23 protein-coding genes are annotated in these 21,612 nt (G+C 61.3%); 1 reads left to right on the top strand and 22 read right to left on the bottom strand.

Annotated elements, in window-relative coordinates; genetic code table 11:
- Nucleotides 1-12: 12 nt before the first annotated feature.
- The 7 genes from ybgC to lpdA all read right to left on the bottom strand — a co-directional run bounded on the left by ybgC (nucleotide 13) and on the right by lpdA (nucleotide 5,395).
- Nucleotides 13-438 carry a tol-pal system-associated acyl-CoA thioesterase gene (ybgC, locus tag E4T66_RS09255; protein WP_136848751.1) on the bottom strand — a complete coding sequence of 142 codons (426 nt, stop codon included), beginning with the start codon at nucleotides 436-438 and terminating at the stop codon, nucleotides 13-15.
- The gene (gene ruvB, locus E4T66_RS09260; RefSeq protein WP_136848752.1) at nucleotides 435-1,469 is read right to left on the bottom strand and encodes a Holliday junction branch migration DNA helicase RuvB; all 1,035 of its coding nucleotides are present in this window, start codon (nucleotides 1,467-1,469) and stop codon (nucleotides 435-437) included. The genes ybgC and ruvB overlap by 4 nt, the downstream gene beginning before the upstream one ends.
- Nucleotides 1,466-2,056 (bottom strand): Holliday junction branch migration protein RuvA, encoded by a 591-nt coding sequence (ruvA, locus tag E4T66_RS09265; RefSeq protein ID WP_136848753.1) that lies wholly within the window; start codon nucleotides 2,054-2,056, stop codon nucleotides 1,466-1,468. Before ruvA ends, ruvB begins: the two co-directional genes overlap by 4 nt.
- Nucleotides 2,053-2,568 (bottom strand): crossover junction endodeoxyribonuclease RuvC, encoded by a 516-nt coding sequence (ruvC, locus tag E4T66_RS09270; RefSeq protein ID WP_136848754.1) that lies wholly within the window; start codon nucleotides 2,566-2,568, stop codon nucleotides 2,053-2,055. The genes ruvA and ruvC overlap by 4 nt, the downstream gene beginning before the upstream one ends.
- On the bottom strand, nucleotides 2,565-3,284 hold the full coding sequence (locus E4T66_RS09275; RefSeq protein ID WP_136848755.1) for a YebC/PmpR family DNA-binding transcriptional regulator: 720 nt from the start codon (nucleotides 3,282-3,284) through the stop codon (nucleotides 2,565-2,567). The genes ruvC and E4T66_RS09275 overlap by 4 nt, the downstream gene beginning before the upstream one ends.
- 18 nt (nucleotides 3,285-3,302) lie before the next feature.
- Nucleotides 3,303-3,884 (bottom strand): YfaZ family outer membrane protein, encoded by a 582-nt coding sequence (locus E4T66_RS09280; RefSeq protein ID WP_136848756.1) that lies wholly within the window; start codon nucleotides 3,882-3,884, stop codon nucleotides 3,303-3,305.
- Nucleotides 3,885-3,958: 74 nt separating this feature from the next.
- Nucleotides 3,959-5,395 (bottom strand): dihydrolipoyl dehydrogenase, encoded by a 1,437-nt coding sequence (gene lpdA / locus E4T66_RS09285; protein WP_136848757.1) that lies wholly within the window; start codon nucleotides 5,393-5,395, stop codon nucleotides 3,959-3,961.
- A gap of 197 nt (nucleotides 5,396-5,592) precedes the next feature.
- On the opposite strand from lpdA, the gene E4T66_RS09290 reads away from it, so the two are divergent.
- Entirely contained in the window at nucleotides 5,593-6,402 is an 810-nt protein-coding gene (locus E4T66_RS09290; RefSeq protein WP_169577558.1) for a class I SAM-dependent methyltransferase, read from the top strand.
- A gap of 27 nt (nucleotides 6,403-6,429) precedes the next feature.
- Here E4T66_RS09290 and E4T66_RS09295 read toward each other — a convergent pair whose 3' ends face one another.
- The 15 genes from E4T66_RS09295 to ccmA form a co-directional block, all read right to left on the bottom strand.
- Nucleotides 6,430-7,323 carry a metal-dependent hydrolase gene (locus tag E4T66_RS09295; RefSeq protein ID WP_136848759.1) on the bottom strand — a complete coding sequence of 298 codons (894 nt, stop codon included), beginning with the start codon at nucleotides 7,321-7,323 and terminating at the stop codon, nucleotides 6,430-6,432.
- Nucleotides 7,324-7,517: 194 nt separating this feature from the next.
- Nucleotides 7,518-8,546 (bottom strand): AraC family transcriptional regulator, encoded by a 1,029-nt coding sequence (locus E4T66_RS09300; protein ID WP_136848760.1) that lies wholly within the window; start codon nucleotides 8,544-8,546, stop codon nucleotides 7,518-7,520.
- Between the two features lie 109 nt (nucleotides 8,547-8,655).
- Nucleotides 8,656-9,849, bottom strand: coding sequence for a 2-oxoglutarate dehydrogenase complex dihydrolipoyllysine-residue succinyltransferase (odhB, locus tag E4T66_RS09305; protein ID WP_136848761.1), 1,194 nt, complete (start codon nucleotides 9,847-9,849; stop codon nucleotides 8,656-8,658).
- Nucleotides 9,850-9,911: 62 nt separating this feature from the next.
- Nucleotides 9,912-12,764, bottom strand: a complete 2,853-nt coding sequence (locus E4T66_RS09310) for a 2-oxoglutarate dehydrogenase E1 component (protein WP_136848762.1) — start codon at nucleotides 12,762-12,764, stop codon at nucleotides 9,912-9,914.
- A 52-nt stretch (nucleotides 12,765-12,816) separates the two neighbouring features.
- Nucleotides 12,817-13,719: a UTP--glucose-1-phosphate uridylyltransferase GalU gene (gene galU / locus E4T66_RS09315; RefSeq protein WP_136848763.1), complete on the bottom strand. Its 903-nt coding sequence runs from the start codon at nucleotides 13,717-13,719 to the stop codon at nucleotides 12,817-12,819.
- A gap of 90 nt (nucleotides 13,720-13,809) precedes the next feature.
- Nucleotides 13,810-14,658, bottom strand: coding sequence for a MaoC/PaaZ C-terminal domain-containing protein (locus tag E4T66_RS09320; protein WP_136848764.1), 849 nt, complete (start codon nucleotides 14,656-14,658; stop codon nucleotides 13,810-13,812).
- A gap of 48 nt (nucleotides 14,659-14,706) precedes the next feature.
- Nucleotides 14,707-15,930, bottom strand: coding sequence for a c-type cytochrome biogenesis protein CcmI (gene ccmI / locus E4T66_RS09325; protein ID WP_136848765.1), 1,224 nt, complete (start codon nucleotides 15,928-15,930; stop codon nucleotides 14,707-14,709).
- The gene (locus E4T66_RS09330) at nucleotides 15,927-16,319 is read right to left on the bottom strand and encodes a cytochrome c-type biogenesis protein (RefSeq protein WP_441347699.1); all 393 of its coding nucleotides are present in this window, start codon (nucleotides 16,317-16,319) and stop codon (nucleotides 15,927-15,929) included. Before E4T66_RS09330 ends, ccmI begins: the two co-directional genes overlap by 4 nt.
- 62 nt (nucleotides 16,320-16,381) lie before the next feature.
- Nucleotides 16,382-16,900, bottom strand: coding sequence for a DsbE family thiol:disulfide interchange protein (locus E4T66_RS09335; RefSeq protein ID WP_136848766.1), 519 nt, complete (start codon nucleotides 16,898-16,900; stop codon nucleotides 16,382-16,384).
- The gene (locus E4T66_RS09340; RefSeq protein ID WP_136848767.1) at nucleotides 16,900-18,873 is read right to left on the bottom strand and encodes a heme lyase CcmF/NrfE family subunit; all 1,974 of its coding nucleotides are present in this window, start codon (nucleotides 18,871-18,873) and stop codon (nucleotides 16,900-16,902) included. Before E4T66_RS09340 ends, E4T66_RS09335 begins: the two co-directional genes overlap by 1 nt.
- Nucleotides 18,874-18,891: 18 nt before the next feature.
- Nucleotides 18,892-19,371 (bottom strand): cytochrome c maturation protein CcmE, encoded by a 480-nt coding sequence (gene ccmE / locus E4T66_RS09345; protein WP_136848768.1) that lies wholly within the window; start codon nucleotides 19,369-19,371, stop codon nucleotides 18,892-18,894.
- Nucleotides 19,368-19,523 carry a heme exporter protein CcmD gene (gene ccmD / locus E4T66_RS09350; protein WP_248679587.1) on the bottom strand — a complete coding sequence of 52 codons (156 nt, stop codon included), beginning with the start codon at nucleotides 19,521-19,523 and terminating at the stop codon, nucleotides 19,368-19,370. The genes ccmE and ccmD overlap by 4 nt, the downstream gene beginning before the upstream one ends.
- Nucleotides 19,520-20,284, bottom strand: coding sequence for a heme ABC transporter permease CcmC (ccmC, locus tag E4T66_RS09355; RefSeq protein WP_136848769.1), 765 nt, complete (start codon nucleotides 20,282-20,284; stop codon nucleotides 19,520-19,522). The genes ccmD and ccmC overlap by 4 nt, the downstream gene beginning before the upstream one ends.
- Nucleotides 20,285-20,294: 10 nt before the next feature.
- Nucleotides 20,295-20,960, bottom strand: coding sequence for a heme exporter protein CcmB (gene ccmB, locus E4T66_RS09360; RefSeq protein ID WP_136848770.1), 666 nt, complete (start codon nucleotides 20,958-20,960; stop codon nucleotides 20,295-20,297).
- Nucleotides 20,957-21,550 carry a heme ABC exporter ATP-binding protein CcmA gene (gene ccmA / locus E4T66_RS09365; protein WP_136848771.1) on the bottom strand — a complete coding sequence of 198 codons (594 nt, stop codon included), beginning with the start codon at nucleotides 21,548-21,550 and terminating at the stop codon, nucleotides 20,957-20,959. Before ccmA ends, ccmB begins: the two co-directional genes overlap by 4 nt.
- Between the last annotated feature and the right edge of the window lie 62 nt (nucleotides 21,551-21,612).

Raw genomic sequence — 21,612 nt, forward strand, 5'->3', positions numbered from 1 at the left:
AGCACCGTTCATTCATTGATCTGCAGGCGTCCATCGAGCCACGGCATCAAATAACGCCTGTGGCAGTGCGATCGGGCGAAACTGGACCGCGTCGACACACCCTACCTTCACCATGGCTCGCGCCAGGAGAGTCTCGGCGTCACCGTCGACCAGAGTTTGTTCGAACATCAGACTGGCACGGCGCATTGCCGCCACCCGCGTGTGGACTTCCAGCAGCTGATCCAGGCGCGCCGGTCGCCGATAGGCAATGTCCAGGTGCGCCACGGTAAAGACGACGCCATGCTGGCGGTGCAGTCCATCCTGCTGCAGACCCAGCGCACGCAACCATTCGGTACGAGCACGTTCGAACCAGCGCAGGTAGCCGGCGTGATAGGCCACCCCACTGGCATCGGTATCTTCGTAGTAGACGCGGATCGGAAAGCGGAAAACGGCGCTCATGGGTTGAACAGATCCGGCGTGCCCAGACGCTCGGGCATGGGCAAACCATAGTGTTCATAGGCCAGACGTCCAGCAATGCGCCCACGCGGTGTTCGCATCAGATACCCATTCTGGATCAGAAAGGGTTCAATGACGTCCTCGATGGTGTCCCGTGACTCGCCGATTGCAGCCGCCAGATTGTCCAGCCCGGCCGGACCACCATCAAAGCGCTCGATCAGCGCCATCAACAGCTTGCGGTCCATCAGGTCGAACCCGTTGCTATCAACACTCAGCAGCTTCATCGCGCTGGCCGCACATGCGGCGCTGATATGCCCGTCTCCGCGGACTTCGGCATAGTCGCGCGCACGACGCAGCAGCCGGTTGGCGATACGGGGGGTCCCGCGTGAACGCCGCGCAATTTCTGCTGCACCGGCAGCGTCGATGTCAGCACCGAGGATGCGTGCACTGCGCCCGACGATAAAACTCAGATCCTCGACCGAGTAGAACTCCAGCCGCTGAACCAGGCCGAAACGGTCGCGCAGCGGACTGGTCAGAGCGCCGGCACGGGTGGTGGCTCCCACCAGCGTGAACGGCGGCAAATCCAGCCGGATCGAGCGCGCTGCCGGACCCTCGCCGATCATGATGTCGAGCTGGAAATCCTCCAGCGCCGGATACAGCACTTCCTCAACCACCGGCGACAGGCGATGGATTTCGTCGACGAACAGAAGATCTCGCGGCTCCAGATTGGTCAGCAGAGCAGCCAGATCGCCCGGCCGTTCCAGCACCGGGCCCGAAGTCTGGCGCAGATTGACGCCCATTTCGCTGGCGAGAATATGCGCCAGCGTGGTCTTGCCCAGACCTGGCGGCCCGAAGATCAGCACATGATCGAGAGCTTCGCCGCGACGTCGCGCCGCTTCGATGGCAATGCTCAGCTGTTCGCGCACCGCCGGCTGGCCGACATAGTCCTCCAGCCTCTGCGGCCGTATCGCCCGCTCAAGCCGCTCCTCGTCCGGGGCGGCACCTGCAGATACGAGTTGCCTGCTGTCTGTCATCGGACTGCGCGTCGCAGCGCCTCCTGAATGATCTGCTCAGTACTCATGTCTTCGCGATGCACCGCATCGGTCAAACGCTGAATTTCTGCAGGCTTGTAGCCCAGCGCGGCCAGCGCATGCTTGGCATCCTGCAGAGGACTACTGGGCACAGCCACACCGTTGAAGCCCACCGGACTGTCGGTGAACCCTCCTGCCCGATCACGCATTTCAACTATCAGACGATCCGCCGTCTTGCGGCCGACACCGGGCAACTTGGTCAGGCGCGCAGCATCTCCATTGCGCGCGCTGTCCCAGAACTCTTCGACACCAACACCGGACAGCACCGCCAACGCCAGCTTGGGCCCGACGCCGGAAACCTTGATCAGCTCACGAAACAGCGATTTCTCGGCCTGGCTGCCGAAGCCGAACAGCAGGTGTGCGTCCTCACGCACGGTCAGGTGCGTATGCAGAGTGACCGTTTCACCCACCGCGGGCAGGTTATAGAACGTCGACATCGGCGCTTCGATTTCGTAGCCGACGCCACCTACATCAACCAGCAACTGGGGCGGCTGCTTGCTGACCAGGCGTCCATGAATGCGTCCAATCATCGGCGCCTCCAGCTGCGCCGCTGCGGCAGCCCTGTGCGCAGTACCGTTGTCCGCACCTGCGCATGGGTCAACGCGACCGCCAAGGCGTCGGAAGCGTCCGACGCCAGCACGCCCTTCAAATTGAGCAATACACGCACCATGTGCTGCACCTGATCCTTATCGGCCCGCCCGCTCCCGGTCAGCGCCATTTTGACCTGAGTCGCAGCATATTCTGAAATCGGCAGACCAGCTCTTGCTGCGGCACATATTGCTACGCCGCGCGCCTGCCCGAGGACCAGCGCACTGCGCAGATTGCGACTGACAAAAACCTCTTCGAGCGCGACTTCGTCCGGCTGATGAATACGAATCAGCTGATCCAATTCGGTATCGATCGCCAGCAGTCGCGGCGGCATATCGCCATCGCCGGCCACAATGCGTCCGCTGACCACGACCTGACGGCGATCACCCTCGCTGTCGACGATGCCGTAGCCGGTAAATCTCGAGCCAGGATCAATGCCGAGGATACGGGTCACGCCGATTCGGCGTTCGAGTAGACCTTCTGCACATCGTCGAGATCCTCGAGCATATCGATCAGCTTGCGCAGCGCATCAGCGTGCTCCGGCGCAACCGCACTGGTGGCAGAAGGACGCATCGTGACATCCGCTTCAATTGGCGCATATCCGGCAGCGACCAACGCCTGCTTGACGCCTTCGAAGGCCTCCGGTGTGGTTAGCACCTCGGTGTAGCCATCCTCGCTGACGACGTCGTCGGCGCCCGCCTCCAGCGCCGCCTCAAGCAGCTTCTCTTCCAGCGCGGTGTCGCTGCCCGTCTCGAAAAACAGCTGACCCACATGAGCGAACTGATACGCCACGGATCCACTGGCACCGAGATTGCCTCCGTTCTTGCTGAAAGCATGCCGCACGTCCGCAACGGTGCGCGTCGGATTGTCGGTCATGCAATCGACCATGATCGCCACGCCGCCGGGCCCATAGCCCTCGTAACGGATTTCCTCAAACTGATCCGCACCCAGCTCACCGGTCCCGCGCTTGATCGCACGCTCGGCGGTGTCCTTGGTCATATTGGCGGCAAGCGCCTTGTCCAGCGCCAGGCGCAGACGCGCATTCGACCTAGGATCGCCGCCGCCGGTACGTGCGGCGACAGTAATTTCGCGAATGAACTTGGTAAACAACTTGCCGCGGCGGGAATCTTCAGCCCCTTTGCGCGCGGCAATACTTGGTCCTCGGCCCATAAGTCTCTTTATTGCTGATCAGAAGAATTTGAAGCGGAAGCCGACGTGCAAGCCATTGTCAGCCGTGATGTCGCCACCGTTCTCAAGGCTGACTTTGACGTTGCGATACCCGATATAGACAGAAGCATTCGGCACGACCTGATAGTCGACCGCAGTCCCCACCTCATGGTACCCGTCAAACTCACCGAAGCTCAGAATTTTCGGCGCATAGTAGCCATAGACCGAAACACCAATGCGGTCATACCCGGGAAACCGCGCTTCGGCCTGACCGCCGACAGCTGCAGCACCGCCACTGTCATGGTCACGGCCGATATAGACCCCACGCAGACCGAGCCCCGCGGCGAGATTGAAGTCCCGCATGCCGGCGTCACCAGTCACCAACGCACCGACATGGCCGACCAGCAGGTCATCCTTGCGCTCCGGCCGAACAATGATCCCGGCGTCATACTGCCCGGTGGTTTCGGACGCGAAACGCGACAACGGACCATAAAACGCCAAGCGATAGCTGTTGTCACGCAGACTCAGATCCAGAATCTCTGCATGGGCCGTACCGGCCAGCACACACAGCAGGACACCAAACACCCCTTGAAACTTGTTCATCAGTTTTTCCCCGTTCCCGTTATTTTGAAAAACGCCTGTTCGCCCCGGGCCTGTACTCCGGCCGCAATTCCCTGCTATTTCTTGGGCTTGTTGATCGCATGGACCGCGCGACCGTCGACCGCCAGCACCGCATCGTGCAGGGTCTCGGACAAGGTCGGATGACCGTGCATCGTTAATGCAAGATCCTCGCAGGTCGCAGCAAATTCGAGCGCGAGTACCGCCTCGGCCAGAAGCTCGGAGACATAGGGCCCACACATATGGAAGCCGAGAATCCGATCCGTCTTGACGTCCGCAATGACCTTGATCGATCCGGCAGCCTGCTCCATGGCTTTCGCGCGGCCGCTGGGCGCGAATGACCCCATGCCGGTCTTGACCTCGTAGCCCTTGGCTTTGGCCTGCTCTTCGGTCAAACCAACCCAGGCAATTTCAGGCGCCGTGTAGACCACACTGGGAATCGCGTTGTAGTTGACCTGGGTATGGTGGCCGGCCAGCTGCTCGGCCAGCGCCACGCCTTCTTCGATACCCTTGTGCGCGAGCATCGCACCACCGATAACGTCGCCGACTGCATACACGCCATCAATATTGGTCTTGTAGTGTGCGTCAACCTTGACGAAACCTCGCTCGTCGAGGGCCACGCCCAGTTCTTCGGCGCCCAATCCTGATGTATACGGCTTGCGCCCCACAGCGACAATGAGTTTGTCGAAGGTTTCCTTCTTGATTTCACCGCCCGACTCGTATTCGACGACGACGCCTTTGGCGCCAGCCTTGGCCGATTGCACTTTGGCGCCCAGACGAATGTCCAGGCCCTGCTTGGTCAGATGACGCAGCGCCTCTTTCGAGATCTGTGCATCCACCATCGGTAAAAATGTTGGTAACGCTTCGAGAATCACCGTCTTGGCGCCAAGACGGCTCCAGACGCTGCCGAGCTCGACCCCGATCACCCCGGCTCCGATAATGCCCAGAGATTTGGGAACCTCGGTGAAGTCCAGTGCGCCCCAGGAATCGACAATACGCTCGCCATCAAATGCCGCAATTTTCAGATTGACCGGCTCCGAACCCGTGGCAATGACGATGTACTTGGCCGACAGTGTCTGCTTCGCGCCATCGTGAGCGGTGAATTCGACCTGACCGCCGCCGAGCAGCTTGCCGTATCCGTGCAGTCCGGTGACCTTGTTCGCCGTGAACAGAGTCTTGATGCCACCGGTGAGCTGGCGCGACACGGTTTGCTTCCGCGCCTGCATCTTCTCCAGGTCAATTGCGAGCTTGCCAACGCCGATACCGTGAGCCGACGCTTCATGCTGCATGCGGTGATACAGCTCCGACGACTCCAGCAGCGCCTTCGACGGAATGCAGCCTGCATTCAAGCAAGTCCCGCCAAACGCCGTCGAGCTGTCGCGGTTTAGCCAGCCATCGATGCACGCCGTCTTGAATCCCAACTGCGCCGCACGGATCGCACACGGGTAGCCGCCGGGGCCCCCACCAATTACCACGACATCGAATTGCTCGCTCATGATGCTCCTTTCCTGGCGTCGGCATTCTACCGAGCTGGCTGAGGCACGTCACGGCGGAATTACCCCTATGCCCGGTTCATTTACGCCTTCGATTAAACTTTATGAACAAAAGCATCAGCTGAACTGGGGAGAGAATGACGATCACGGTACCCGAAGGGAACGGGCAGCCGAGACCGGGGGACGGCGACGCCCCGATCATGGGCGCTTTGCCAGAGACCTGGCCGGATCTGCTGCAGTTGTGGCGACCGCGTGATCTCTGGCTCTTTCTGAGCAAAGTCGCTTTCCGCAAGACCGGGCGCGTCGTGCTGCCGGCCGGGCTGCGACTGAATGTCGCCTTGCCGGCATATGTGCTTCTGGAATTCCACAATCTACCCAACGGAAACTATTCAAAGCGGATCACCCGCGGCTACAGCCGCGGCTTCGATCGCGTCATGCTGGGCGAAATGCGTCGCGGTCGTGCCGCCCTGGCTCAAACCCTGAAACACTGCACCCGGGTTGCCGACATGGGCTGCGGCGACGGCAGCTCCACTGCAGCACTCAAGGCAGCCGGCGTTGGACAGGTCCTGGGCATTGATGCCTCACCGTACCTGCTCAGCCACGCAAAGAATTCATACCCCGAGTTGTCATTCCAGCAAGGCCTGGCCGAGCGCACCCTTCTGCCCCCATCCTCCCTCGACGGCATCAGCGCCTGCTATCTGTTCCATGAGCTGCCACCACCAGCCGCCGAGCAGGCGCTGCAGGAGTTCGCACGCGTGCTGCGCCCTGGCGGCCGTCTCAGTCTCCTGGAACCCTCTGACATGCAGTTCGTAGCTGGCCCACGCGAGCTGTGGCGCAAATTCGGCTGGCGCGGCTTATATTTCCGCGCTCTGGCGCACTTCGTCAACGAGCCATTTGTGCGGGCGTGGCACGCCCGAAAGATCGAGCAGTGGCTATGCGCAAACGAATTTGAGCTGCTCGACGATCAATCGCTGTTTCCATCGCGCCTGATCGTTGCCCAGCGCCGCTGAGCCCTAACAATCCCGACCTGCCCGACGTCAGGCTGCGACAGTTACCTCCATCACCGCATCCGCAGCGGTGATGGCGTCACCGCTACGCTCAAATGTCTCGACCCAGCGGTGGTACAACTCGAGCTGCCCCTGTTGCCACGGATGGAACCCCGGCCGGAAATAGCTCAGATAGTGCCGCATCAGTCGCGGATACAGGCCCCCGGGACCGTACAGCCACCACAGACCCTTGATCCAGACCCGCGGACGATGCTTCAGTCCGTCAACCTTGAACATGTGCGCCATGATCAGGAACACATGTAGCGGGAACGTGAACGACACCTGCAACATGCTGAGAATGCGCGTCAGGTATCCGCCACGCGCCACTTTCTTGTAGACGTCGAAGGCCACCGCCTTGTGTTCGATTTCCTCGACCGCGTGCCAGGCGTACATCGCACGAATGCGTGGATCAGCCTTGTCAAACATGCCGTTGCCGAAAAAACCATGCGCCATCAGCGCGGTCATGTGTTCTGCCGCAGCGGTCTGGCCCAGCGTGAAGGTCTTCGGAAAATAGCGCCGAAAAAAACCGAACATCACCTCTTTCTGGCGCTCCAGAATGTGGTCAACCGCAATGCCCTGCGCTTTGAGGCGGTTGTTGAAGCGGGTATGCACAATGCCGTGCTGCCCTTCCTGGTACATGAAATCCTTGACCTGTGCCGCCAGCTCGGGATCGTCGATACCATCGCGGTAGTCGCGCACACAGGCTATGAAGAATTTTTCCCCCTCGGGAAACAGCAGGGACATCGCGTCGAAGAAGCGGGACTTGAACGCGTCTCCGCCGAACCAGTAGCGCGGAATATCGCCGTCCAGGCCGAAATCCGGTCCCTTGCGCTGCACGATCGTATGGGCGTTGGAGTCCATTGGCAGATACATTTCCGTGTTCATGCCTGCGACTCTAGTGACATGCCTCCGCAGCGGCTATGACCCTGGACGACGCCAGGGAACATTTCACGACATCAACGTGGGATTTCAGTGACGACCAGCGCGGTCCCGGCTCCGCGGAAACGTGGACTTTTCCCGGCCATTGGAATAGCGAACGGAACCTGCGATCTAACGACAAATCCAGCGCCAGATCGGCGTCAACCGCTCCGGCGATCCCTGAATCCACTCGGAGACACGCCGGCCCAGCGGGTAAACGCACGGGTGAAACTGCGCCGATCGGAGAAGCCCAGCTGTTCGCTGATCGCCTCCAGATCGGCCTGAGCGTTCTGCAGCGCGCGCAATGCCAATCGATAGCGCACGCGATCACGGATCGCACCATACGCCTGCCGCTCGTCTCCCAGACGACGTTGCAGGGTGCGCGCATGCAATCCGAGTCGCCGCGAAACCGCATCGATGCCCAGCTTCAGCAACTTCGGTTCCTGCTCGAACGCGGCCTCGATGGCCGCAACCAATCCGGTTGTCCGCGGCGGCATTTGCGCCAACCGTTGCAGCACTCGGCGCTCTGCCTGCTGATGGAGGCTCGGAAACGCGCCGTCCAGCGGGCGATCAAGCCTGGCCTGCGGGATTTCCAAGGCGTTATCGAGCTGATCAAAGGTCACCGGGACCCGGAAGAACTCGGCATAGGCTCGAACATAGCTCGGTTGCGCATAGCGGAAACGCAGCCGCGTGAACGGCTCGATGTCGGCGGCGAGCATGCGGCCGAACTTGGCCACGGCGGCAAAGATCGATTCAATGAAATAGCGATCCTGCGGTGTCATCGAACCATTGCCGCCGACGAGAACCAGTGCAGCTGTGTCACCTGTTTCCTCAAGGCGGAATTCGATCATCGGGTTGATCAACTCGCGCACCCACACGAAAACGTGCATGGCCTGTCGCAAACTCGGGCTCGTCGCCAGGAATGTCCCGATATCCGGCAGGTAGTCGAACGCGAAGGTGTCGCCCAGCACGAACGGAAAGTGCTGCGAACGCGCCGCGGCGACACAGTCCTCCATGACCAAGCCCAACTGTGGCGCCGTGATCGTGGCGTCCTCAAGATGAATCAGATCGGTCGGTACCGCGTAACGATCGAAGATCGGTTGGATATTGAAACCACAAACCGTCGCCGCCTTGACCCAGTTGGGCAAAGTGATGAACGGCAGCGGCTGATGATGCATGGGCTTCGACATCGCACGGCAGTATGCCGCAGGTGCCGGCGCACTCGCCCTGAAACGAACCGGGCCCGCATTGCGGGCCCGGAAATACAGCGACAAGAATCTGGTGCCTGCGCGGCAGCCGTTACAGCTGCAACAGGATCTTGGCCGGATCCTCGAGACTTTCCTTCATCGTGCGCAGACCGACAACCGCCTCACGGCCGTCGATAATGCGATGGTCGTAGCTCATGGCCAGATACATCATCGGCCGGATTTCGACGCGGCCGTCGACGGCGATGGGGCGCTCAATGATGCCGTGCATGCCCAGGATCGCTGATTGCGGAGGATTGATGATCGGCGTCGACAGCATCGAACCGAATACGCCGCCGTTGGTGATCGAGAACGTACCCCCGGTGAGATCGTCCATCGTCAGCTTGTTGGCCTTGGCCCGCGTACCGAAGTCGGCAATCGCCTTTTCGATTTCGGCCATTGAAAGCTGATCCGCATCGCGCAGGATCGGCACGACCAGACCACGTTCGCTGGAAACTGCGATGCCAATGTCGTAGTAGCCGTGATAGATGATGTCGTTGCCGTCAACCGATGCATTGAGCACCGGGAACTTCTTCAGCGCTTCTATCGCTGCCTTGACGAAGAACGACATGAAGCCGAGCTTGACGCCATGCGTCTTCTCGAAGGCGGTCTTGTACTTCGCACGCAGCTCCGACACAGCCTTCAAGTCGACTTCATTGAAGGTGGTCAGCATCGCCGTGCTGTTCTTGGCATCAAGCAGCCGTTCGGCAATGCGTGCGCGGATGCGCGTCATCGGAACACGCTGTTCCTCACGCGCGCCCGGCAACGGCGCCGGCGCCGATACGGTCGCGGGAGCGGGCGTTGCCGGCTTCGGCTGCGCCGCGTAGTTCTTGACGTCTTCTGGGGTCAGGCGCCCGCCCTTGCCGGTACCCGGAATCTGCGAGGCTGACAGTCCCATTTCCGACAGCAGTTTGCGTACAGCGGGACCCTGTGCGTCATTGTCGGCAGACGTCGTCACTGCGGGAGCAGCGGCGACGGCAGCTGCTGGAGGTGGAGTAGAAGCTGCTACCGCACCGGGCTCCAGCACACCCAGGATGTCGCCCGCCTGAACCGTCGCGCCAGCTTCAATCCGCAGTTCGGTGAGCACACCGTCTTCGAGTGCAGGAACCTCCAGCATCACCTTGTCGGTTTCCAGATCGAGCAGGTTCTGTTCACGCTTGACCGTATCCCCCGCTTTGACATGCCAAGCCGCAATCGTTGCCGACGATACCGACTCCGGCAGGTTGGGAACTTTGATTTCAATCGCCATGCGTGCTCCGATGCCTCGTTCTTTAGCTTTGCGTTATCTGGAACTGCCATACGCGGGTTGCGCTACATCACATTGCCGCCGCTGAGCGCCTCACGCACCACTTCTTCCTGCTGAATCTGGTGAACCTTGAGATAGCCGACCGCGGTCGTGGCGGAACCCTTGCGCGTTGCGTACAGCATGCGGTGCCCACTGCCAAGATAGGTCGCCAACCGGTGCTTGATCTGATACCAGGCGCCCTGATTTTCAGGCTCTTCCTGGCACCAGACGATATCCTTGGCCTTGGGGTAGCTGGCCAGCACGGCCTCATAGCCCTCGCGAGGGAACGGATACAGTTGCTCGATGCGCACCAGCGCCACGTGATCAAGCTTTTCTTTCTGCCGTGCCTGCAACAGATCGAAATAGACCTTGCCCGAGCAGAACACGACCCGCTTGACCTTGTTTGCGTCGAGCGCCTCGACTTCCGGAATGACCGGCTGGAACCGACCCTTGGTGAGATCCTCGATCGATGAGACCGACAACGGATGACGCAGCAGTGACTTCGGCGTCATCACGATCAGGGGAAGGCGGTAGCCGCGCTTCATCTGCCGCCGCAGCATGTGAAACATCTGCGCCGGCGTCGACGGCACGCAAACCTGCTGATTGTTCTCAGCGCACAACTGCAGATAGCGCTCGAGGCGCGCCGACGAATGCTCCGGCCCCTGCCCTTCATAACCGTGCGGCAGGAAGACCGTGAGACCGCACAGGCGCTCCCACTTGGCGTAGCCGCTGGCAATGAACTGGTCGAACAGCACCTGCGCTCCATTGGCGAAATCGCCGAACTGCGCTTCCCAGATCACCAGCGATTCAGGGTCAGTGGTGCTATAGCCGTACTCGAAGCCAAGCACACCCACTTCGGACAGCAGCGTATCGTTGACGTCGAATTTCGCGGCATCCTTGCTCAGGTGCTGCAACGGCGTATAACGCTCGCCAGTCTTGAAATCATGCAAAGTAGCGTGACGATGGAAGAAGGTGCCGCGCCGTGCATCCTGCCCGGACAGGCGGACTGCAAATCCCTCATTGATCAGTGACCCGTAGGCCATGGTCTCTGCGAAACCCCAGTCCATCGGCAGCTTGCCGGCCGCCATCTGCTTGCGATCCTCGTAAATCTTGGCCACACGGGGATGCAGGGTGAAACCCTCTGGCAGGCTCAGCAAACGTTTGGACAGCGAACGCAACGCATCCTTGGTGATGGTGGTATCGACCGGGCTATCCCAACTGCCCTTGCGATACTTGGCCCAGTCGACCGTGTGCTTGTTGCCGACCAGACCGAGCGTCACACGCACAGCGTTTTCGCCCTTGTCGAGTCCCTCGCGATAGGCGTCGACCAATGACTCGGCCGCACCCTTGACCAGATTGCCCTCTTCCTCGAGCTTGCGTGCGTAGACCGACAGTGGCGTCGGATGATTTTTGACCGCCTCATACATCACGGGCGACGTCACGGACGGCTCATCCGCCTCATTGTGACCCCAGCGCCGATAGCAGCAGATATCGACAATGACGTCTTTGTGGAATTCGTTGCGGAAATCCATCGCCAGCCGCGTCACGAACACGACCGCTTCCGGATCGTCACCATTGACGTGGAAGACCGGCGCTTCAAGCATCTTGGCCAGATCGGTACAGTAACGTGACGTCCGCGCCTCTCGACCGGCCTCGGCTTCGATCGGATTGGGCGTGGTGAAACCAATCTGGTTATTGACGATGACGTGGACCGTGCCGCCCGTCCCGTAGCCACTGGAATGCGACAGCTGCAAGGTTTCCATCACCACGCCCTGACCGGCGAACGCGGCATCACCGTGGATCAGAACGGGCACGATGCGGTGACCAATATCGTCGCGGCGCATGGTCTGGCGGGCCTTGACTGAGCCTTCGACCACCGGATTGACGATTTCAAGATGTGACGGATTGAAAGCCAGCACCAGATGCAGGCGTTTGCCACTGACCTCGACATCGGTCGAGAAGCCCATGTGGTACTTGACGTCACCCGCCTTCTTCAACGCCTCGGCGGTGTACTTGCCCTCGAACTCGGCGAACAGATCCTTGGGTGACTTGCCAAGAATGTTGACCAGAACGTTGAGGCGACCACGGTGCGCCATGCCGATGACGATTTCCTCGACATCTCGCGCAGCGCAGGCATGCAGCACTTCATCCAGCGCCGGGATCAGGGCATCGCCGCCTTCCAGCGAGAAACGCTTCTGTCCAACGTACTTGCGATGCAGATAGCGTTCCAGGCCTTCTGCCGCCACCAGTTGGCGCAACACTTCCCGCTTGCGCTTGATCGGAACCTTGGGCTGAAACGCCATCGGCTCCAGGCGCTTCTGAATCCAGCGCTTCTCCTCTGTTTCGGTCAGATACATGTACTCCGCACCAATGGTGTCGGTGTACACCGCCTTGATCAGACGGATGATTTCCTTCAGCGGCAAGCGGTCAGCATCGATCGCCAGACTGCCGGTGTTGAACACCGTTTCCATGTCCTCGGGACCCAGCCCGTGGAACGCCGGATCAAGATCTGGCACCTGCTGAATCGGAGCAAGCCCGAGCGGGTCGAGCTTCGCGGCCTGGTGACCACGCACGCGGTAGTAGTTGATCAGGCGCAGCACACCGGCCTGCTTTTCGGCTGCACGCGCGTCGAAGCCGGCTTCAGCCGCGACAACCCTGCGCGGCTCCCGCGCCAGACGCTCAAATCGTGCGACCACGCCGCTGTGCGCGGTTTCGCGAGGCGCACCCTGATCCTGAATCAGTCGGAAATAGGCACGCCAGCTCGGATCAACCGATTCCGGATCCTCCAGAAACTGCTCATAGAACGCCTCGATGTAAGGCGCATTGGCGCCCTGAATCGAGGAGGATTCGATGAAGGTGCTGTACTTGCTGCTCGCCATTGCCGTTGATCCGGTGAAACTGTGCGCGATCTTTCCGATGTCGAGCTTGCGCTCAGGCCCGGCTTTTCTTGGGGGTGCCCTGCCAATCGGCAGTCAGCCCGCGGAGGTACTCTCGAAAATCATCGGCGAGCTCGGGGTGTTTGAGCCCGTACTCGACATTGGCCCGCAGATAGCCCAGCTTCGAGCCGCAGTCGTAACGCGTGCCCTCGAACTCGTAAGCCAGTACGGTCTGCTCGTTGAGCATCGCGCTGATCGCGTCGGTGAGCTGGATTTCACCGCCGGCGCCACGCTGAGTACGTTCAAGCAGCTTGAAAATGCGCGGCGTCAGGATGTAGCGCCCAACCACAGCCAGATTGCTTTGCGCCTCCTCCGGCTTCGGCTTTTCCACCATCCGGCGGATTTCACTCAGCCCCGGGCCTACTTGCTGCGTCTCGACGATGCCGTAACTGCCAACGTCTTCCTTCGGCACGCGCTGTACCGCCAGCACGCTGGTGCCGAACTGCTGGTAGACCCGGTGCATCTGCGCCAGTGCCGGCTGCAGGCGTCCATCGATCAGGTCATCCGCGAGAATCACATAGAAGTCTTCATCACCGACGGCCGGCCAGGCACACAGCACTGCATGGCCCAGTCCCAGCGCCTCGGCTTGTCGAATGAAAATGCAGGTCACACCCGGCGGAACGATGTCCTGCACTGTCTCGAGCAGCTTGGTCTTGCCGCGCGACTCCAGCTCCGCTTCAAGTTCATAGGCCTTGTCGAAGTGATCCATGATCGAATTCTTCGAGCGGCCGGTGATGAAGATCAGTTCCTGCGCCCCGGCACTGATCGCCTCCTGAACCGCATACTGGATCAGGGGCTTGTCGACGATGGGCAGCATCTCCTTCGCACTCGCCTTGGTTGCGGGCAGGAACCTCGTTCCGAGACCGGCAACTGGAAATACGGCTTTTCTGATGCGCATGAGCTCTCCTTGGCGCTGCGTAGTCTAGTTCAGTGTTCCCGACAAATCATTAGCACTTGGTCGAAATCACCAACAAAAAACCCGCTCCGGCTAGCGAAGAGTCCCGCTCAAATGGGTCTTGTCCGAACCCGCGGCCAGCAATGCAAAGTCGATCCCGGACGCGCTGACGCCAAACTTGAGGGCAGCGCGCCCCGGCAAAAACAATGGCTGCTTGAACTGCACCGACAACTCGCTTGGCGCGTGTCCCAACTCGTCCTGTAACAGCGCAGCGCAGTGCGCCAGCGACCACATGCCGTGAGCGATGTGCCGCTTGAAGCCGAACAGTTTGGCGCTCCACGGGGCCAGATGAATCGGGTTGTAATCCCTGCCAACCGCAGCATAACGGCGCCCGATATCTGCCGGAGCTGTAAATTTCTTGTACTGCGTCAGCGCTGCTGCAACGCCGGGTGCACGCTGAACCGGGCCACGCGGACCGGGAATCCGGTGCAGGATGGTGCTGACTTCGGTCCAGACGATCTCACCATCGACAGCCGCATCGGTCAGCAGGTCGAACTCGATGCCCTGGCGCACGTCGCGCGACTGTCCGATGCGGACGTCCAGATCCAGACGCTCGTCCGCCAGCAGCGGGCGGGTCTGCCGGATCTGGTTGCGGATGTGCACCAGCCCCAGCAGCGGAAATGGAAACGCCTTCTGCGTCATCAAGTGCAGATGCAGCGCACCCGCCATGACGTGGGGAAACGTGATCGGCAATTCGGCCGACTCGGCGAACCCGCAGATCTCTCCGTACTGGGCCAGGTGGACAGCGTCGACGTTCACACCCGGAACATGCACCGCCAGATCGGGCAATGACGGTCGACCTTTGCTCCGTCTCAGCACGGTGGACGCTGCCTTCAGATACAGTTTCTGCGCATCCGGCAACGCGGTCAGGGTCTGGCTCATCGATAAGTCCTTGAGATTTTGAAGATGAAGTGTGACAGGGCCCTCGCCTCAGGGCACGCGCTGATCGATCAGCACGCGCTGTGGCGTCGCGGCGTCATCGCGGCTCAGTGCGAGATGCCCTTCGAGATCGCCCGACTGCGCCTGAACGCCCCCACCGCGAGTGACGCGCGCAACCACCTGCCACTGATCGGCACTGGACAGATTATTGCCCTGGATCATGGCATTGCTGTCGTCGAGGACCACCTCGATCGGGCCGGTAAAGGGTTGGCGCACTGCGGCCAGCGGCGGACCGCCCTGCGGTCTGCGCACAAACAGCAGCAAGGTCGCACTGCCGTCAGTCGGCGCATTGAGCGCCGGATCAATGTCCACGCTCAGATGCAACGAAGTACCGCCCGGCGCAGCCTGCGCGGTCCGCTGCGGCAACTCGCGCGCCGCGAGCTTGGCCAACTCAGGCAGACGTTGCTCAAGAATCTGGCGAAAATCATCCGGCAGATCCTGGTCGCGCAGTTTGAGCCAGGCATCCAGCGCGGCCCCGTACTGCTCGGCATGCGCCGCAGCCAGACCGGCGTACCACAGAGCCTTGGGGTACCCAGGATCAACCTTCAGGGCTGCAGCGAACAGTGCCGCAGGAGCACCGCTCATGTCGCCCTGTTGCTGGAACGCGCGCGCCTCGCCCTCCGAGGCCAACCAGTCGGGATCCGGACTGCCCGCGGTCAGGGCATTCGCCTTTGCATAGGCCTGCGCGGCTTCCGCATGCCGCCCCAGCGTGAAATACGACCGACCCAGCATCGCCCAGCCTTCAGCGTCGTCCGGCTCCGACTTCAGCCGGTTCTCCAGCCGCTGCAACATCGACGACACCACCAGCCCGTTCGCGGCCTCCGGATCCTTGCGCGCCAAATCGATCCAGCCGCTGATCTGACGGCTGTCCGAACGGAAATATCCCACCCCGGCGACGCCGGCAACAAAAGTCACCAGGACCAGCGCAAGAATCCACGCACGCGGCTGTACCGACTCGGCGTCTGAGGACGCGGCATCGACAGTCGTGGTGTCACTGAGCAAACGGGCCGCCGCCTCTTCGCGCAACTGCTGGGCGGCCTCGTCTTCCAAGGTATTCAGCGCAAGATCGGCGTCGATGTCGGCAACCCGCTGACGGTAGGCCGCAACGTTGTAGCTCTGACGCGCGCCGGCGTTGCTCAGGTGTGCGCGCCATAGCGGCCGCGTCATCCACACGACTGCCGCGAGCGCCAATACCACCATTAATGCAATCGTCACCGCGACTCCTCATCCAGCAATTTGCGCAAACGATCAGGGTCGACCGCGGTCGCCTCCCGCCGTTGCCGTCCCCGCCGCATCAGCGAAACAGCGATCGCCAGGGCGCCAAGCAACAAGGCAAACGGTCCGACCCAGAGCAGCCAGGTAGAACGTTTGAACGGTGGGCGATACAACACGAAGTCACCATATCGCGCGGTGACGTATTCGATGATTTCGGCGTCGCTGCGCCCAGACTGGATCTGCGTCCGCACCTGTTCGCGCAGATCCTGCGCCAGCGGCGCATTGGAATCCGCAATCGTCTGGTTCTGGCAAACCAGACAGCGCAGCTGATTGATCATCCCCTGATAGCGATCCAGATCGGCGCCTTCGAGCTCCTTCGACTGCGCCATCGACGGCAACGCAAACACCATCACCAGTCCCAGCATCAAACCGGCAAAAACATGACGCAGCGTCATCGTTGAGCTCCCATCAATGGCGCGATCTGTGTGATCCATGCCTCTTCGGTCATCGGCCCGATCTGCTTGTAGACGATGGTGCCCGCCGCATCGAGCACGAAGGTTTCCGGCACGCCATAGACACCCCAGTCGAGACCTGCGGTGCCCTGCACATCAACGATCACCCTTGCGTATGGATTTCCATGCGCGCCGAGCCATTGGCGGGCGTCAGCATCAGTGTCCTTGTAGTCGATGCCGACAATCTCGACGCCACGCCGGGAAAGCTCCATCAAGAACGGGTGCTCCACCTTGCAACCGGCGCACCAGCTGGCAAAGAAATTCACCAGAACCGGCCGGCCAAGCAGTTGCGAGCGCTGATAGGGTTCGTCGCTACCCAGCAATCGGAGCGTGAAGTCAGGCGACGGCTTGCCGATCAGCGGCGACGGCACTTCGCGCGGATCATGACCCAGCCCAAAGACAAACAGTACCGCCAGCCCAATCAGGATTGCGATCGGTGCGAGGTATCTGATGCGCATCAAGCCACCGCCTCTGCCGCATGGACGGCACTGCGTTGCGCAGCACGTTCCAGGCGGTAGCGACGATCGCTGACCGCCAGAATGCCGCCCAGTGCCATCAGCACCCCACCCAACCAGACCAGGCGCATCATCGGCTTGTAGTAGATCCGTAGCGCCCAGTCGCCGCCTTCCAGCGACTCGGCCAAGGCCACATAAAGATCGCGGAAGGGTGTGTGGTCCACCGCAGCCTCGGTCATAACACTGCCCTGCGCGCGATAGCGGCGCTTCTCCGGGCTGAGCTCGGCGACGACTTTTCCATCGTGCGAAACCTCAACGCGAGCGCGATCAGCGTCGTAGTTGGGGCCGGCATAGCCCTGAACATCGATCAACGAATAGGTGTATCCCGACAGTTCCACGCTGTCGCCAGGTCCCAGTCGCACGTCACGCTCGATGCTGTAGAGACTGACGAAGGTCACGCCAAGGATCCACACACCCAGTGCGAAGTGGGCCAGACTCATGCCCCAGACACCGCGAGGAATCTGCAGCAGGCCGCGCCAGCGATTGTCACGGTTGCGCAGGCGATGCCAGATGCCCTCCAGCGTCGCGACCATGACCCAGACCGCAAGCAGACTTCCGCCGATGGCAGCGACCTGGGTCTGCCGATGCAATATCCACGGCAGCGCCAGACTCGTCAGGACCGCCACCAGCAGGGGCCAGCGCAGGCGCCTTACCAGCTCACCGCGTTGCCCGCGTTTCCAGCCAATCACCGAAGCCAGACCTACAATCACGCCCAGCGGAGCCGCAAGCGGCAGAAATACCGCGTTGAAGTACGGTGGCCCAACTGAAATTTTGCCCAGCTTGAACGCATCCACCACCAGTGGATACAGCGTTCCGATGAGTACTGCCGCGGCGGCGACGACCAGAAACACATTGTTCAGCAGCAGCAATCCTTCGCGCGACATCAGGCTGATCTCGGCGTCATTGACCAAGCTGGGTGCGCGCCACGCGTAGAGCAGAAACGCCACTCCGAGCACGGCGCAGAGGAACCCGAGAATGAAGACGCCACGTGCCGGATCTGTTGCAAATGCATGAACCGAAACCAGAACGCCTGAGCGGACCAGAAATGTTCCCAGCAACGACAGCGAAAACGCGAGGATCGCCAGCAGCAGGGTCCACGATTTCAGCACGCCGCGCTTCTCGGTGACTGCAAGAGAATGAATCAATGCAGTGCCAACCAGCCACGGCATGAATGAGGCATTTTCGACCGGATCCCAGAACCACCAGCCGCCCCAGCCCAGCTCGTTATAGGCCCACCATGAACCCAGCGTGATCCCCATCGTCAGGAACAACCAGGCAGTTGTGGTCCATGGGCGCGTCCAGCGCGTCCATGCTGCATCCATGCGCCCGCTGATCAGCGCAGCCAAAGCGAAAGCAAAAGCGACGGAAAAGCCGACATAGCCCATGTACAGCAGCGGCGGATGAATGACGAGACCCGGATCCTGCAGCAGCGGGTTCAAGTCGCGACCATCCGTCGGCACCGGAAAATTCCGATCGAAGGGATTGGATGTCAGCAGAATAAACAGAAGAAAACCGACACTGATTGCGCCGAGCACACTCAGGGTCAGCGCCAGAACATCGCGCGGAAGGCGTCGGCTGAACACCGAAACTGCCCCGCCCCAACCCGCCAGCATCAAGACCCATAGCAACATCGAGCCTTCGTGTGCACCCCAGACCGCGCTGATCCGATACATCAGAGGCAGCTGCGAGTGAGAGTTGGCCGCGACATACGCCACTGACCAGTCACGCGTGACGAAGGACCAAGTCAGGCACAGGTACGCTGCAACGATGAGCAGCAGCTGGGCCTGCGCCCCCGAAACTGCCACCTCCATCCAGCGCGGCCGTGCGCGTAGGACACCGACAACCGGCACGATCACCTGGATCAGAGCGACCGCAAGGGCGGCCAGGAGAGCAAAGTGTCCGAGTTCTGGAATCATGCGATCGGCTCCGCCGGCTCAGCCCGCAACCGCGGGAGACGCGCCGGTCACGGACTTGAAGGGCGCGCAGGAATGGCGGCCATCGGCCGTCGTCAGGGCTTCTTTGAGATCCGGCGGCATGTAATTCTCGTCGTGCTTGGCCAGCACCTCATCGGCCACAAAAGCACCGTCCGACGCCATGCGCCCGGTGGCCACGATCCCCTGCCCCTCGCGGAACAGGTCCGGCAGGATGCCGCGATAACGGACGGGAACCGTTTGCTCGCAATCCGCCAATGTGAAGCGCACATCGAGATCGTCAGCACGCAGAACCGTGCCGGCAACGACAAGGCCGCCAACGCGGATCTTGGCGTCCTCCGGCACCGTGTGCGCCACAAGATCGCTCGGCGTGTAGAAATACATCATGTTCTTTCGAAACGCCGTGAACGCCAGCGCGGCTGCAACGCCGAGTCCGAAAATAAGGCCTGCCACTGCGACCATTCTGGTCTGTCGTTTGGTCATTCTTCCGTCACCGATTCGAGGATTTCGCGCCGGCGGCGCTGCGGCGCAAGCCAGTTCCAGAGATAAACCGCCACCGTCAGCCCAAAGCTGCCCCACACGAACACCGCATAGCCACTCATGGACCAGAATGCGGGATCAAGCAGCTTGCTCATACGCTCGCGCTCCTATCATCGACTGCCTGCGCGCGCTGGAGTTCCCCGACCCAGCGCGTGCCGCGCTCGCGCACCAACAGTTCATTCTGCATCCGGCGCAGAACCGCGTAGGCACAAAACAGCATCGTACCGGCCAGCGCCGCGTACAGCGGACCAGCCATGGCCGCACTCATTGTGGGCTTGCCCATTTTCAGCAGCGTCGAACCCTGATGCAGGGAATTCCACCACTCGACCGAGAACTTCACGATCGGCACGTTCACAGCGCCAACGATTGCCAGCAGCGCACAGGCACGTGCCCCAGCGCGTGGATCGTCAAATGCCTGGTACAGGCCGATCACGCCGAGATAGAGAAACAGCAACACCAGCTCCGACGTCAGGCGTGCGTCCCAGACCCAGTACGCTCCCCACATCGGCTTGCCCCACAACATGCCTGTGATCAAGGCCACAGCAGTCATGCTGGCCCCAACCGGCGCGATGGCCATCATGGCGCACTCAGCCAGCTTGATACGCCAGATCACGGCAACCACACCGGCCACAGCCATTGCGGAGTACAGCGACAATGACACCGCCGCCGTCGGCACATGGACATAGATAATGCGGAACGCGTCCTTCTGCTGATAATCCGCCGGAGCAAACATCAGTCCGTCAATCCATCCACCGAGCAGCAGCAGCAGCGAGGCGGCACCCAGCCACGGTGCAAGACGCTCGGCGAGTCGGTAGAAGCTTGGCGGTGACGCCAGGCGGTGAAACCAGGTCCACATAGGATTCGGATCAGTCGAAGGCGTTGCGAAGAGCGGCGCTGGCAATCCACGGAATCAGCGTGAGACTCAGCACCAGGATGGCCGCCAGAAAGTATAGCGGAGCCCCGGCATCCAGACCCTGCTGGGCTGCGCGGACTGCGCCGGTACCAAAGATCAGCGCCGGCGTAATCAGCGGCAATACCAGCGCCGGCAATAACAGCCCACCGCGCGGCAAGCCCACCGTCAGAGCAGCCACGAATCCGCCGATCAGGCTGATGCACGGCGTTCCCAGCGCAAGCCCAGCGACCAGCGTTGGCACCGAGGCAGATGTCACGCCGAGGCCCACCGCAAGCGGCGCTGCCAGCAGAACCAGCGGCAGCCCAGTCAACGCCCAGTGACCCAGCAACTTGGCCAGGGCCACGACCGCCAATGGTGTCGCCCCAAGGCAGAGCTGTTCCAAAGTGCCATCTTCGAGGTCCGCACGAAACAGCCGCTCCAGCGTTAACAAGGTCGACAACAGCGCCGCAACCCAGAGAATCGCAGGCGCAAATGCCGCGAGTTTCGGGTCATTGGGTTCTGTCCCCAAGCCAAACAGGGTGACGACCACAATGAAGAAGAACGGCGGCATCAGCCACTCCGTGCGCGCACGCATCGCCAGCAGCAGTTCGCGTCGAAAAATCGCCAGCATCGCGCTCATCGCTGCAAGGTCCACTCTCGTACTGCGGGCAAATCTTTCGGCAGCGCCTGATGGCTTGTGACGACGGCGATGCCGCCACCCTTCAAGTGCTCTGACAGTAAGCCGGCAAATGTCGCAATACCGTCAACGTCGAGGCCATCGAGCGGCTCGTCCAGCAGCCACAACGGGCGTGGCGCCAGCACCAGACGCGCCAGCGCCGTCCGTCGCTTCTGGCCTGCTGACAAGGTACGAACCGCGCGACGGCGCGCTCCAGCCGGTAGCGCCAATCGATCAAGCGCTGGCGCGACACGCTGCACCGCCTGACCGTTGAACTCGCACCAGAAGCGCAGATTCTCGACCGCCGACAGATGCGGGTTCAGGGCATTGCGATGTCCGACCCAGTGCAGCGGCAAGGGATCCGGATTGCGGCGCAACACCCCCGCTGCGGGCCGACGCAGCCCCGCCAACACTTCCAGCAGGCTGGATTTTCCAGCTCCGTTGGCGCCACGCAGATGCATCAGCTCTCCGGCTTCGAGCTGCCAGCAGATGCCCGAGGCCAGCGTTCGGTCACCGCGACTGACGGCCAGCTGATCAAGTTCGAGTAAAGGCACGGGGGTGCAAAGTCATGATGAAGCTGCACAGTTTAAGTGATGCGCCCACACGACGGAGAACC

This window comes from Sinimarinibacterium arenosum (genome assembly GCF_005047655.1).
Taxonomy (GTDB): Bacteria; Pseudomonadota; Gammaproteobacteria; order Nevskiales; family Nevskiaceae; genus Solimonas.

Bases quoted from the DNA above. Each gene is read 5' to 3' on its own strand.
- ybgC (WP_136848751.1), bottom strand. From the start codon at position 438: ATGAGCGCCGTTTTCCGCTTTCCGATCCGCGTCTACTACGAAGATACC.
- ruvB (WP_136848752.1), bottom strand. From the start codon at position 1,469: ATGACAGACAGCAGGCAACTCGTATCTGCAGGTGCCGCCCCGGACGAG.
- ruvA (WP_136848753.1), bottom strand. From the start codon at position 2,056: ATGATTGGACGCATTCATGGACGCCTGGTCAGCAAGCAGCCGCCCCAG.
- E4T66_RS09275 (WP_136848755.1), bottom strand. From the start codon at position 3,284: ATGGGCCGAGGACCAAGTATTGCCGCGCGCAAAGGGGCTGAAGATTCC.
- E4T66_RS09280 (WP_136848756.1), bottom strand. From the start codon at position 3,884: ATGAACAAGTTTCAAGGGGTGTTTGGTGTCCTGCTGTGTGTGCTGGCC.
- lpdA (WP_136848757.1), bottom strand. From the start codon at position 5,395: ATGAGCGAGCAATTCGATGTCGTGGTAATTGGTGGGGGCCCCGGCGGC.
- E4T66_RS09290 (WP_169577558.1), top strand. From the start codon at position 5,593: ATGGGCGCTTTGCCAGAGACCTGGCCGGATCTGCTGCAGTTGTGGCGA.
- E4T66_RS09295 (WP_136848759.1), bottom strand. From the start codon at position 7,323: ATGAACACGGAAATGTATCTGCCAATGGACTCCAACGCCCATACGATC.
- E4T66_RS09300 (WP_136848760.1), bottom strand. From the start codon at position 8,546: ATGTCGAAGCCCATGCATCATCAGCCGCTGCCGTTCATCACTTTGCCC.
- odhB (WP_136848761.1), bottom strand. From the start codon at position 9,849: ATGGCGATTGAAATCAAAGTTCCCAACCTGCCGGAGTCGGTATCGTCG.
- E4T66_RS09310 (WP_136848762.1), bottom strand. From the start codon at position 12,764: ATGGCGAGCAGCAAGTACAGCACCTTCATCGAATCCTCCTCGATTCAG.
- galU (WP_136848763.1), bottom strand. From the start codon at position 13,719: ATGCGCATCAGAAAAGCCGTATTTCCAGTTGCCGGTCTCGGAACGAGG.
- E4T66_RS09320 (WP_136848764.1), bottom strand. From the start codon at position 14,658: ATGAGCCAGACCCTGACCGCGTTGCCGGATGCGCAGAAACTGTATCTG.
- E4T66_RS09330 (WP_441347699.1), bottom strand. From the start codon at position 16,319: ATGGCGCAGTCGAAGGAGCTCGAAGGCGCCGATCTGGATCGCTATCAG.
- E4T66_RS09335 (WP_136848766.1), bottom strand. From the start codon at position 16,900: ATGCGCATCAGATACCTCGCACCGATCGCAATCCTGATTGGGCTGGCG.
- E4T66_RS09340 (WP_136848767.1), bottom strand. From the start codon at position 18,873: ATGATTCCAGAACTCGGACACTTTGCTCTCCTGGCCGCCCTTGCGGTC.
- ccmE (WP_136848768.1), bottom strand. From the start codon at position 19,371: ATGACCAAACGACAGACCAGAATGGTCGCAGTGGCAGGCCTTATTTTC.
- ccmD (WP_248679587.1), bottom strand. From the start codon at position 19,523: ATGAGCAAGCTGCTTGATCCCGCATTCTGGTCCATGAGTGGCTATGCG.
- ccmC (WP_136848769.1), bottom strand. From the start codon at position 20,284: ATGTGGACCTGGTTTCACCGCCTGGCGTCACCGCCAAGCTTCTACCGA.
- ccmB (WP_136848770.1), bottom strand. From the start codon at position 20,960: ATGAGCGCGATGCTGGCGATTTTTCGACGCGAACTGCTGCTGGCGATG.